Below are 11732 nucleotides of genomic sequence, written 5' to 3' on the forward strand. Positions count from 1 at the left end.
GAGGACACCATGCTGATAGCCATAGTGGATGACGACAGCAGCATGCAATGTCTGCTGCAGGCAGCACTGGAACACGCCGGCCACCAGGTGCGCCTTTTCCCCGATGCCCATTCCTTTCTGGACCCCGGCTGCAACCCGGATCTGGGCATGCTGGTGGTGGACTGGCTGCTGCCCGACATGCAGGGGCCGGAGCTGGTCCGGGCGGCGCGGCAGCACTATGGCGCCCAGCTGCCCATCCTGTTTGCCACCCAGCGCCAGCAGGAGCGCGACCTGGTACAGGCCCTGGAAGCCGGTGCCGACGACTTCATGTCCAAGCCCCTGCAGCTGCCGGTCTTCATGGCCCGGGTCCAGGCCTTGCTGCGCCGGTCGTACCGCGCGGGCCGCGCGCACACACCGCAGTTCGGCCCCTACCGTTTTGACCCGGATGGCCGCCACGTCGAATTCGGCGCCCAGCGCGTAGCCCTCAAGGGGCGGGAATACGCCATCGCCCAGCACCTGTTCAGCCACTCCGGCCAGTTGGTCACCCGCCAGCAACTGCACCAGTTGTTCTGGCAAGGCAAGCCGGCGGTGGAAACCCGCTCGCTGGACACCCACATCTCCCAGCTGCGCAACAAGCTGCAGCTGGGCCTCAGCCATGACCCCCAACACCCCTGCCGGTTCGCCCTGCAAATGGTCTATGGCACCGGCTACCGCCTGGAACGGCTGTAAGCACGGCAGAATCGGCCGACACACTGGCACCGCACCGCGACCAGGCTGCCCTGGCCGCCGCACCCCACCCTTCCACCCCCTCCGCACGGCATGAAAGCACCGGATCCCACGACCTTGCCGGAGCGCACCGCGCGAATGCCGTGGCCGTCAGGCCAGCGCCTGGGCCGGTGGCTGGCCAATCTGCCCCTGGCCACCAAGACGGCGGCCCTGGTCGGCCTGACCGGCACGCTGTCTGCCGTGATTGCCATCAGCGCCATGCTGCTCTGGCAGAAGGTGGACGCACGCTACTACACACGGCTGAACCAGGAGACCCAGAACACCCTGCAGCTGGCCACCATTGCGGTCTACCTCAGCGATGCCACCCGCGAGATTCTGAGCGCCCCTGCCGCGCAGGAGCTGTTCGATCTGTCGCAGATCCGCCAGCAGCTGCTGCAGATCCAGATGGACCTGCGCCACGAGCTCAGCAGCATTGCCCGCCGCTCTCCCGAGCTGACTCTGGAAATCGAGTTTCTGGACCAGCGCTCCCAGCGCCTGTTCCTGCTGGGCCATGCCGTGGTGGATGCCGCATCGGCCGACGACCATGATCTGACCCAGGGACTGATCGAGTACAACTTCACGCCCGCCATGCGCATCCTGCGCCAGGACATCGAGCGGCTGCAGTACCTGACCCAGAAGCTTTACACCGACTTGGGCAAAGCCCAGCGCGTGGCCCGCCAGGAAGCCATCGTGCTGATCATTCTGGCCGTGGTGTCCGCCATCTGCCTGGTCAGCGCCTTGTCCGCGGCCTCCGCCGTGCGCTGGATTTCCCAGCCGATTGCCCAGATGACGCGCAGCATGCAGCGCCTGCTGCGGCGGGACTACCACCTCCCCCCCCTGCCCCAGCAGCGCCAGGATGAAGTGGGCACCATGGCCATGACGCTGCAGGGCTTTCGCGACAGCATGCTCCACAACGAGATGCTGTCGGCACAGGTGCTGCAGGCCCAGGCCTCGCAGCTGCTCTCGGAGCAGCTGCTGGAGCTGACCGGCGCGGTTCCGGTGGCCATCTTCCAGCTGCACCTCACGCGGGAAGGACACAGCGACCTGCGCTTTGTCACCCCCCGCTGGGAAGCGGTAGTGCGCCACGCACTCACCCCCCACCAGGAGCCAGCGCTGTGGGAGCAGTTCATGCGCAGCGTGCACACGCTGGAATCGGTCACGCACGACCTGCTGGTGACCCCGCCACGGCTGCCCGGCGCCACCTGGTTCAAGATCCTGGCCAGCACCCGGCGGCTGCCCGACGGCAGCGTCCTGTTCAACGGCGGCTGGCTGGACATCACCCAGGAAAAGCACCAGTCCCTGGCGCTGGCCCAGGCCAAGCAGGCCGCGGAAACCGCCGCGCTAGAACAGTCCCGCTTTCTGGCCACCATCAGCCATGAGATCCGCACCCCCCTGAATGCCATGCTGGGCATGACCCAGTTGCTGCAGCGCGCGTCCCTGCCGCAGGCACAGCAGCAGCAGCTGGACAACCTGGACCGCGCCGGCCGGCTGCTGCGCAGCCTGGCCAACGACGTGCTGGACTTCTCCAAGCTCGACGCCCACCGGGTCACGCTGGAGCACACGGTGTTCGCGCTGGACCAGGTGATCGATGATGTGCGCCGCATGTGCCAGGAAGACCTGCATGCCAAAGGCCTGCAGCTGGACTGCAAGGTCGCCCCCCAGGTCCCGCCCTGGCTCTGCGGCGATCCCTACCGCCTCACCCAGGCCCTGCTCAACCTGGTGCACAACGCCATCAAGTTCACGGCCCGGGGGCGCATCCGCATCCGGGTGACCGCCCTGCCGACAACGTCTACCGCCAAGGTGCTGCTGCGCTGGAGCGTGTCCGACACCGGCCCCGGCCTGACCCGTGCCGATGCGGCGCACCTGTTCCGCCCGTTCTTTCAGGTGGATGCGTCCATCTCCCGCCGCTTTGGCGGCACCGGCCTGGGCCTGGCCATCGTGCACCGGCTGGCACAGCTGATGCACGGCAAGACCGGCCTGCACAGCCGCCCCGGCCAGGGCAGCTGCTTCTGGTTCACCACGGTCCTGGCGGTGGCCACGGCCCCGGGCACAGCCGCGGCAACCTCGGCCTTGCCGTCCATTCCGGCACTGCAGGGGCGGCGCATGCTGCTGGTGGATGACCACGCCCTGAACCTCGAGGTCTTGCAGGGCTTTCTGCGCCCCAGCGGCGCGCAGCTGGACTGCAGCAGCGATGGCGAATTCGCCTGGGAGCAGCTGCTGCAGCACGCCCCGGGCCACTACGATGTGATCCTGATCGACTTGCAGATGCCGCGGCTGGATGGCTGGAGTTTCTGCCGCCGCCTGCGTGCCCACCCGCTCTACCGCCATATGCCCGTGCTGGCCATGACGGCGCACACCCGCCCGGAAGACCTGCGCCACTGCCAGGACGTCGGCATGAACGGGCTGGTGGCCAAACCCATTGTGGAAGCCACGCTGTGGGAGACCCTGGCACGCACGCTGGGGGAAAGCGCCACGCCCTTGCAGCAGGGCCTTGGTGCCTCCGCGCTGGCGCCGCAAGCGCTGCAGCCCTGCGGCGTTGCGCCCGCCCCCGACTTTGCTGCGGCGGCCGTCGAGGTGCTGCGCCGCCATGTGCCGGACGCGCGCCTGGCACCCCTGGTGCAACAGTTCAGGGCAGACCTCGAACACCGCCTGGACACCCTGGAGCAGGCCCGGGGCGATCTTGCCCTGCTGCGCCAGCAGGGCCACCTGGTGGCCGGCAGCGTCGCCACCTTCGGGCTGGAGCGCCTGGGCCAACTGGCCGCTCAACTGGCCGATGCGACCGATCTGCCATCGGCCATCGCGCTGCTGCCGGCGCTGCAATCCAGTGCCCGCAGCGGCCTGGCCCAGCTGCACGCCCAGCTGCAGACCGACACCCGCTGACCCGAGCGGCTCAGCAGCGCCCTTCGACGCGGCAGGTGGGCACCACCTGCCCGCTGGCATCGCGCCACTGCATCGGGGCCTGTGCCGGGGCTGGGTTCGGGTGCTCTGCCGTGGCCGCCCCGGCAGGTGTGGAAGCCGCCGGTGCCGGCGCGCGGGCGGGGTCATGCAGCACGGTCGATGTGCCGACCCCGGCCCCCACGCGGGCTCCGCCCACACCTGTGGACAGCCCCACGCCGGCATTGCCAGTGACCTGACCGCGCTGGTTCACCCCCACCCCCACGCCCAACGGGCCCCATCCGGTGCCGACCCCGGCACTCACGCCGCCGCTGCCCATGCCAACCCCCACCGACACCGGCCCCACCGGGATGCCCACACCCACCCCGGCCCCCACCGAGCCGCAGCCCGCCAGCAGCGCAGCCGCCACCAGCCCCAGCACAGCCACCAGGGAACGGCCCGCATGCGGCCGGGCCTTGGCCGTCTGTGCGTCCCGAATGGCAAAGGTGGTGTGGGGTGTCATGGCAGGCTCCGGACAGGCTGGGAGGAAGAAGGCAGGGGTGAGGCAAACAGTAACGCAATCAGCTGTTCCATCAAGGGCGCGATAGCCACGTGCTGCTGCGGGTCGTCCGTCAGCAGGCCGTTGTGCACCATCCCCATCCAGAACGGACTGGCCAGCAGGCGGGCATAGTCTTCCGGTGCCTGGCTCTGCAGCTCGCCTTCTTCACAGGCCAGCTGCAAGATGCCCAGCACATGCTGCTGCCAGGGGTCGAATGCCAGTTCCTTGTACAGCCGCGCCAGTTCGGGGTGCTGCTTGGCTTCGGTCAGTATCAGGCGTGCCAGGCTCCCACGGTCGCTGCGCTCGATGGCCTCCATGGTCGGCAGCAGACTGCGGCGCAGCAAGGCCTGGGCGGTTTCGCCCGGCCGTCGGCACAGCGGCTGGTAGGCCGCCGACTGCGCCAGGGCCTGCAGCACCACGCCGCGCAGCAAGGCTTCCTTGGAGGGGTAGTAGGTGTAGATCGTGCCCTTGGCCACGCCGGCCCGCGCCGCGATCTGCGCCATGGTGGCGCGGGTGATGCCCTGCTCCAGAAAAATGGCCAGCGCGGCTTCGGTGATCTGGCGCTGCGTCTGTGCCGTCTTGTCCAAGCTGGGCCCGCGCCGGCGGCACACCGCCTCGGCCACGGGCGCACCGTCCTTTTCCGGGACGGCATCAGGGCTGCAGACAGCAGTGCGCGGCACAGACACGGGTTTTCTCCTTAGAATTCACAAAATTGACCGAAAAGTCATTTTTAATTGTATGCAGGCAGCGGTCTTCCACCGACCGACCGCCTCCATACCCGGCGCAGGGCCATGGAAATGCACCTGCCGCCTCCCTTACTCACTGTCCGATCATGCAAATCAAATGGGCCCCCTATCCCTGGGTGTGCTTCTCCATGTGCGTGGGCGTCATGGGCACCGCCCTGGCCAGCCCGCTCTACCCGCTCTACCAAACCCTGTGGCAGCTGCAGACCAGTGACATCACCCTGGTCTATGCCATGTACATGGCCGGCGCCATGCTCAGCCTGCTGACCCTGGGCAGCCTGTCGGACCGGCACGGCTTTGTCCGCGTGCTGCGCTGGGGGCTGGTCATCGTCACGGCCGGCTCGCTGCTCAGTGCGCTGGCCTGGAACTACGCCAGCTTTGCCGTGGCGCGGGTGCTGGTCGGGCTGGCCTCCGGCATGATCACCACCTCGGCCTCGCTGGGGCTCACCCAGCTCAACAACAAGGGCGATCTGCAGCGCGCCGCCGCCATGGCCAGCCTGACCATTGCCTTCGGCTTTGGCCTGGGCCCGGTGCTGGGCGGCGTGGTGGCGCAATGGCTGCCGCAGCCTTTGCTGACGGCCTATGTGCCTTCGCTGCTGCTGGGGGTGCTGGCCGTGGTGGCGCTGGGCCGCATCCGCCACCAGGTGCCTGTGCCCGCTCCCAACCCCGCCCTGGTGGCCCCCAGCTGGATGCCGCAGATCACGCTGCCCGCACCGGAGCACCGCCGCCGCTACCTGCTGGCCAGCATGTGCGTGTTTCTGGCCTTTGGCGCCTTCAGCCTGTTTGCCTCGCTGGCCCCCAGCTTCATGGCCCGCATGGTCCCCTGGCATGGACCGGCCGTGTCCGGGCTGGCATTGGGCATGATTCTGTTTCTGTCCGCCGGGTTTCAGTTCCTGTCCCGCGCCCGCAGCAGCCGCTGGTGCGCGCAGGCCGGGTTGGGTGCACTGGCCGCCAGCATGCTGATCCTGCTGGTCAACAACTACCTGGGCTCCAGCCTGCTGTTTGTGCTGTGCGTGCTCACCGTGGCGCTGGGCCACGGGTTGTGCAACATCGGCGGCATGTCGCTGGTCAACCGCGTGGCACAGGCCCACAACCGCTCCGGCCTGATTTCCACCTACCTGGTGATTGGCTACATCGGCTCCATGCTGCCCATCATGGTACTGGGCAGCATGGCCGACCACATGGGGCTGGAAACCGCGCTGCCGCTGTACTGCGCCGCCATGGGCACACTCACGCTGTGGGTGCTGTGGCGCATCTACCGCCTGCCGCCCATGGCCGTGGCAGCTGCCGCCTGATCCCCCTGCGGGGACTCAGCGGAAATGTGGCCCCGGCCCGGCATGGGCCAGCTGGTCGCTGTCATTGCGCAGCGGGCAGTCCTGCAGCGACAGGCAGCCGCAGCCGATGCAGCCGTCGAGCTGGTCGCGCAGCTGCGTCAGCTGGCGGATGCGGTCATCCAGATCGCCGCGCCAGCGTTCCGACAAGGCCCGCCAGTCCTGGGCGGTGGGCGTGCAACGCGGCAGCGCGTCCAGTGCCGCCGCAATCTCGGCCAGCGGCACGCCCATGCGCTGCGCCACCTTGACCACCGCCACCCGCCGCAGCACCACCCGCGCATAACGGCGCTGGTTGCCGGCAGTGCGCACGCTGTGGATCAGGCCCTTGGATTCGTAGAAATGCAGCGTGGACACCGGCACGCCGCTGCGCCGGGCCACCTCGCCCACGGCCAGCAGCGTGCCGTCAGTGCCGCTGTCATCCGCCTTCTCGCCAGGCACGGCCTGCTGCACGCAGCGGTGGCGCGGCGCGCCGGTAGATTCCCACATCGCTAACAGCCTTTCGCATGTGTCGATTTCGGTACGTAAAAGCCTTGCAAAGCATGGGTCCAGGCTATTGACCTCAAGTGAACTTGAGGTTGAAGAATATAACCTGTTTGGGTGCTGCTTTGGTGTGGCACCACGGCACCCTCTCTCCCATCCCGCGCTTCTTGATTCGGAATCTCCTCCATGGCCCAGGCCCTTGCCGCTGTTGCTCCGTCCTCCTCCTCTCCCACCGCACTGCCCGCCTCCCAGAGCGGCCACCTGCAGCACCTGCAGCCCCCCGGGCTGTATGACGCCGCCCCCAACGGCTACACCCATGTGGTACGGGTGGAATCGCCGCTGCGCTGGGTCTTTGTCTCCGGCCAGGGGGGCGAAAACATGGCCGCCGAACTGCCGGACGACTTTGCGGCCCAGGCCCACCAGGCCCTGGCCAATGTGCAGACCGCCCTGCATGCCGCCCATGCGGACATGGCCGATGTCGCCAAGCTCACGGTGCTGATCGTGGACCATTCGCTGGAGCGCTTTCACCTGTGGCAACAGGCGCTGCGCCGGTACTGGGGCGAGGCCCACCAGCCGCCGCTGCCGTTTCCGGCCTGCACGCTGATTCCCGTGCCCAAGCTGGCCCTGCCGGGCATGCTGATCGAGGTGGAAGCCACGGCCGTGCGCCCTTTGTGAGTGGTTGTGAGCGCCGCCCCCGTGTCTGCCGCCACGACCCCCACGCCCCTGTCCACCCGCACCCTGGTGCTGATGGCCGCCACCTGCGGCCTGTGTGCGGGGGCCAATTACTTCAACCAGCCGCTGCTGCACTCCATCGCCCAGGAGCTGGGCGTGCATGACGGCCAGGCCGCCAGCATCGTCACGCTGGCCCAGGTGTCGTATGCCTTCGGCCTGCTGCTGCTCGTTCCCCTGGGCGACATGCTGGAGCGCCGGCGCCTGGTGCTCAGCCTGATGGTGCTGGCCGCCACCGGCATGGCGCTGTCCGGGCTCAGCGGCCCCAGCCACAGCTTTGCGCTGCTGGCCCTGGGCACGGGGATGACAGGGTTGTTCTCCGTGGCCGCCCAGGTGCTGGTGCCCATGGCGGCCAGCTTGGCCGCGCCGGGCACCAGCGGCCGCGCCGTGGGGCTGGTCATGAGCGGCCTGCTGATCGGCATTCTGGCCGCGCGCAGTGTGGCCGGTGTGCTGTCGGGCCTGGGCGGCTGGAACGCGGTGTACGGCGTAGGCGCTGTGGCCACGCTGGCCATGGCCGTGCTGCTGGCCCGCGCCCTGCCCAGGGCCCCGGTGGTGGTGCGGCTGGGCTATGGCGCCGTGCTGCGCTCACTGGGCCAACTCTGGCGCCAGCACCCGCGCCTGCGCAGCCGGGCGCTGATTGGTGGACTGGGCTTTGCCACGGTGAGCGTGCTGTTTTCCACCATGGCCCTGCTGCTGGCCGGCCCGGCCTATGGGCTGAACGACACACAGATCGGCCTGATCGGCATCGTCGGCATTGCCGGCGCCCTGATGGCGAATGTGGCCGGCCGCATGGCCGACCGGGGCCGGGAGCAGGCCACCACCCTGACTGGCGGCCTGCTGATGCTGCTGGGCTGGGCGCTGCTGTGGCAGGGCGGTCACAGCCTGTGGGCCTTTCTGCTGGGTTTTCTGGTGGTGGATGGCGCGCTGCAGGCGCTGCACATCAGCAACCAGAACGTGGTCTATGCCCTGGAGCCGCAGGCACGCTCGCGCATCAATGCGGTCTACATGACCACCTACTTCGTGGGGGCGGCCAGCGGCTCGGCCGTGGGCGCCTGGGCCTGGCTGCAGGCCGGCTGGGGCGGCGCCAGCCTGGCCGGCGCCACGCTGGGTCTGCTCACCCTGGCCGTGGTGCTGTGGGACCGGCGGCTGGCGCGGGTGGGCTAGGACAGCCCGCCAAAAAATAAAACCCCGGCACCCAAGGGGCCGGGGTCGGGGATCCACGGGGCAGACCGGACGGCCTGCCCGCAGGCTCAGCGCTGGCTCAGACCAGCAGCGCGTTCACACGCTTCACATAGGCGGCCGGGTCTTCCGGCATGCCGCCGTCGGCCAGCACGGCCTGGTCAAACACGATCTGCGCCAGATCGTGGAAATGCACCGATCCGTCCAGCTTCTTGATCAGCGGGTGTTCGGGGTTCACTTCCAGCACCGGCTTGCTCTCCGGCATGGCCTGACCGGCCTGCTTGAACAAACGGGCCATCTGCAGGCTCATGCCGCCGTCCTGCACCACCAGGCAGGCGGGCGAGTCCACCAGACGGCTGGTGGCGCGCACGTCTTCAGCCTTGTCCTTGAGCGCTTCCTTCAGCTTGGCCAGCAGCGGCTTGAAGGCTTCAGCGGCTTCCTCTGCCGCCTTCTTCTCTTCTTCGTTCTGCAGCTTGCCCAGGTCCACGGCGCCCTTGGCCACGGACTGCAGCGGCGTGCCGTCAAAGTCCTGCACGTAGTTCAGTGCCCATTCGTCCACGCGGTCGGTCATCAGGAGCACTTCGATGCCCTTCTTCTTGAAGACTTCCAGCTGCGGGCTGTTCTTGGCGGCGGCCAGGGTGTCGGCGGTGATGTAGTAGATGGCCTCCTGGCCTTCCTTCATGCGCGCCTTGTAGTCGGCCAGCGAAGTGGACAGACCGTCGTGCGTGGTGGAGGCAAAGCGCAGCAGCTTGGCAATGCGGTCCTTGTTGGCATGGTCCTCACCCAGGCCTTCCTTCAGCACGGCGCCGAACTCGGCATAGAACTGGCTGTACTTGCCTTCCTTGGCCTTGTCTTCGTCGCTGACCACATCGGTTACCTCGGCATCGGCCGCGGCTTCGTGCTTGTCGTGGCGGGCCAGGTCTTCCAGCATGGACAGCACGCGCTTGACCGAGCCGTCGCGGATCAGCTTCACGTCGCGGCTTTCCTGCAGCAGCTCGCGGCTCACGTTCAGGGGTAGGTCGGCCGAATCGATCACGCCCTTCACAAAGCGCAGGTACTGGGGCATCAGCGCTTCGGCGTCGTCCATGATGAAGACCCGCTTCACATACAGCTTGATGCCGGCGTGCTTGTCGCGCTGGTACAGGTCGAACGGGGCCTTGGCCGGGATGTACAGCAGCTGCGTGTACTCGGTATTGCCTTCGACGCGGTTGTGGCTCCAGGTCAGCGGGGCTTCGTAGTCGTGGCTGATGGCCTTGTAGAACTCGACGTACTGCTCGTCCGTGATGTCCTTCTTGGGACGGGTCCACAGCGCGCTGGCCTTGTTCACGGCTTCCCATTCGCCGGTCTTGACCATGGCGCCGGGTTGGTCGTTCTCGCCGTCCTTCCACTCTTCCTTTTCCATCAGGATGGGCAGGCTGATGTGGTCGGAGTACTTGGTGATCAGTTGCTTGAGCTTCCAGCCGTTCAGGAATTCCCGTGCGTCTTCGCGCAGGTGCAGGATCACGCTGGTGCCGCGCTGCTCGCGGGTGATCTGCTCCACCTCGAAGTCGCCGGTACCGGTGCTGGTCCAGCGCACGCCTTCGCTGGCGGGCAGGCCGGCACGGCGCGATTCCACGCTGATCTTGTCGGCCACGATGAAGCCGGAGTAAAAGCCCACGCCGAACTGACCGATCAGCTGAGAATCGGTCTTCTGGTCGCCCGAGAGCTTGTCCATGAAGGCCTTGGTACCGCTCTTGGCGATGGTGCCCAGGTGCTCGATGGCTTCCTGTGCGCTCATGCCGATGCCGGTATCGGTGATGGTCAGCGTCTTGGCCTTGTCGTCGAAGGCGATGCGCACTTCCAGGTTGGGCTGGTCGCCGTACAGGCTGCTGTCGTTCAGCGCTTCGAAGCGCAGCTTGTCGCAGGCATCCGAGGCGTTGGAGACCAGCTCGCGCACGAAGATCTCGGGGTTGGAATACAGCGAATGCGTGACCAGGTGCAGCAGCTGGGCCACTTCAGCCTGGAAGGAATGGGTTTGCTTGCTCATAGGATTCTGCTGGTGAATGCGAAATCGGGGTGGGGGTCCACCAAACCCTCAAGTGTGGCATGACCGCCACGCCCTGGTGTCGATAGACCACGACGCAACCACATTTAGGGTCTGCCGCCACAGTTTCAAGACGCTGCCCGCTACACGCTGACACCAACATGCGCTAGCCTGGGCTTCCACGATGGGGACGTTTCTTGACAGTTGGCCCCTCCCACGAAGAGCGGCCACTTCCTATGATCCGCGCCAGTACCGGCAACCATCTGCATGGACCGGCATTTTTGTGGCAACTGCAAATGGAGGATGCGCATGCACAGCAATCTGAAGAAATGGTCGGCCGAGTTCATCGGCACCCTGTGGCTCACGCTGGGTGGCTGCGGCAGTGCCGTACTGGCCGCCGCATTTCCGGAGGTGGGCATCGGCCTGGCCGGCGTGGCGCTGGCCTTCGGTCTGACGGTGGTCACCGGGGCCTATGCGCTGGGCCCCATTTCGGGCGGGCACTTCAACCCGGCCGTCTCCGTGGGTCTGGCCGTGGGCGGGCGCTTCTCCTGGGGTGAACTGCCGGGCTATGTGATTTCGCAGGTGCTGGGCGCCATCGTGGGCGGCGGCATTCTGTATGTGATTGCCACCGGCAAGGCCGGTGCGGCCATTGGCGGCTTTGCCACCAACGGCTATGGCGAACATTCCCCCGGCGGCTACAACCTCACCGCCGCCATCGTGACCGAGGTGGTGATGACCGCCATCTTCCTGATCGTCATCCTGGGCGCTACCGCCAAACGCGCTGCCGCCGGCTTTGCCGGCCTGGCCATCGGCCTGTGCCTGACGCTGATCCACCTGATCTCCATCCCCGTGACCAACACCTCGGTCAACCCCGCCCGCTCCACCGGCGTGGCCGTGTTCGGCCCCGACATCGCCGTCAGCCAGCTGTGGCTGTTCTGGGTGGCCCCCATCGGGGGTGCCATCGTCGGCGCGGTCATCTACAAGGCCCTGCTGAGCAACGGCAAGGACGATTGAACGTCCACCTCCGCGCGGCCTGGCCGCTGCGAGAAAAAAAGGAGCGCACCGCGCTC

The 11732-nt window shown here is 67.4% G+C and carries 10 protein-coding genes; 6 read left to right on the forward strand and 4 right to left on the reverse strand.

Annotated elements, in window-relative coordinates; translation table 11 throughout:
* The first annotated feature begins 9 nt into the window (after positions 1–9).
* Positions 10–708, forward strand: a complete 699-nt coding sequence (locus CT3_RS19025; RefSeq protein ID WP_066541151.1) for a response regulator transcription factor — start codon at positions 10–12, stop codon at positions 706–708.
* A 90-nt stretch (positions 709–798) separates the two neighbouring features.
* Positions 799–3624: an ATP-binding protein gene (locus CT3_RS19030; RefSeq protein WP_083520610.1), complete on the forward strand. Its 2826-nt coding sequence runs from the start codon at positions 799–801 to the stop codon at positions 3622–3624.
* Between the two features lie 10 nt (positions 3625–3634).
* Here CT3_RS19030 and CT3_RS19035 read toward each other — a convergent pair whose 3' ends face one another.
* Together CT3_RS19035 and CT3_RS19040 are read right to left on the reverse strand one after the other, a co-directional pair.
* Positions 3635–4141: a hypothetical protein gene (locus CT3_RS19035; protein WP_225608862.1), complete on the reverse strand. Its 507-nt coding sequence runs from the start codon at positions 4139–4141 to the stop codon at positions 3635–3637.
* The gene (locus CT3_RS19040) at positions 4138–4863 is read right to left on the reverse strand and encodes a TetR/AcrR family transcriptional regulator (RefSeq protein ID WP_227657835.1); all 726 of its coding nucleotides are present in this window, start codon (positions 4861–4863) and stop codon (positions 4138–4140) included. The genes CT3_RS19035 and CT3_RS19040 overlap by 4 nt, the downstream gene beginning before the upstream one ends.
* A 146-nt stretch (positions 4864–5009) precedes the next feature.
* On the opposite strand from CT3_RS19040, the gene CT3_RS19045 reads away from it, so the two are divergent.
* A complete protein-coding gene (locus CT3_RS19045) occupies positions 5010–6215 on the forward strand; it encodes an MFS transporter (protein WP_225608863.1) in 1206 nt (401 codons plus the stop codon).
* Between the two features lie 15 nt (positions 6216–6230).
* On the opposite strand, the gene soxR is transcribed toward CT3_RS19045, so the two are convergent.
* The gene (soxR, locus tag CT3_RS19050; protein ID WP_083520611.1) at positions 6231–6737 is read right to left on the reverse strand and encodes a redox-sensitive transcriptional activator SoxR; all 507 of its coding nucleotides are present in this window, start codon (positions 6735–6737) and stop codon (positions 6231–6233) included.
* A gap of 180 nt (positions 6738–6917) precedes the next feature.
* Between soxR and CT3_RS19055 the strand changes: the two genes are divergently transcribed.
* Positions 6918–7406: a RidA family protein gene (locus tag CT3_RS19055; RefSeq protein WP_066541156.1), complete on the forward strand. Its 489-nt coding sequence runs from the start codon at positions 6918–6920 to the stop codon at positions 7404–7406.
* 72 nt (positions 7407–7478) lie between these two features.
* Positions 7479–8624, forward strand: coding sequence for an MFS transporter (locus tag CT3_RS19060; protein WP_083520642.1), 1146 nt, complete (start codon positions 7479–7481; stop codon positions 8622–8624).
* Between the two features lie 97 nt (positions 8625–8721).
* Here the strand turns inward: CT3_RS19060 and htpG are convergent, their stop codons facing one another.
* Positions 8722–10665, reverse strand: a complete 1944-nt coding sequence (htpG, locus tag CT3_RS19065; RefSeq protein ID WP_066541162.1) for a molecular chaperone HtpG — start codon at positions 10663–10665, stop codon at positions 8722–8724.
* Between the two features lie 306 nt (positions 10666–10971).
* Between htpG and aqpZ the strand changes: the two genes are divergently transcribed.
* The gene (gene aqpZ, locus CT3_RS19070) at positions 10972–11676 is read left to right on the forward strand and encodes an aquaporin Z (protein ID WP_066541559.1); all 705 of its coding nucleotides are present in this window, start codon (positions 10972–10974) and stop codon (positions 11674–11676) included.
* Positions 11677–11732 lie beyond the last annotated feature (56 nt).

The sequence above is a fragment of the Comamonas terrigena NBRC 13299 genome, assembly GCF_006740045.1.
GTDB lineage: Bacteria > Pseudomonadota > Gammaproteobacteria > Burkholderiales > Burkholderiaceae_C > Comamonas > Comamonas terrigena.

Bases quoted from the DNA above. Each gene is read 5' to 3' on its own strand.
- CT3_RS19025 (WP_066541151.1), top strand. From the start codon at position 10: ATGCTGATAGCCATAGTGGATGACGACAGCAGCATGCAATGTCTGCTG.
- CT3_RS19030 (WP_083520610.1), top strand. From the start codon at position 799: ATGAAAGCACCGGATCCCACGACCTTGCCGGAGCGCACCGCGCGAATG.
- CT3_RS19035 (WP_225608862.1), bottom strand. From the start codon at position 4,141: ATGACACCCCACACCACCTTTGCCATTCGGGACGCACAGACGGCCAAG.
- CT3_RS19045 (WP_225608863.1), top strand. From the start codon at position 5,010: ATGCAAATCAAATGGGCCCCCTATCCCTGGGTGTGCTTCTCCATGTGC.
- soxR (WP_083520611.1), bottom strand. From the start codon at position 6,737: ATGTGGGAATCTACCGGCGCGCCGCGCCACCGCTGCGTGCAGCAGGCC.
- CT3_RS19055 (WP_066541156.1), top strand. From the start codon at position 6,918: ATGGCCCAGGCCCTTGCCGCTGTTGCTCCGTCCTCCTCCTCTCCCACC.
- CT3_RS19060 (WP_083520642.1), top strand. From the start codon at position 7,479: ATGGCCGCCACCTGCGGCCTGTGTGCGGGGGCCAATTACTTCAACCAG.
- htpG (WP_066541162.1), bottom strand. From the start codon at position 10,665: ATGAGCAAGCAAACCCATTCCTTCCAGGCTGAAGTGGCCCAGCTGCTG.
- aqpZ (WP_066541559.1), top strand. From the start codon at position 10,972: ATGCACAGCAATCTGAAGAAATGGTCGGCCGAGTTCATCGGCACCCTG.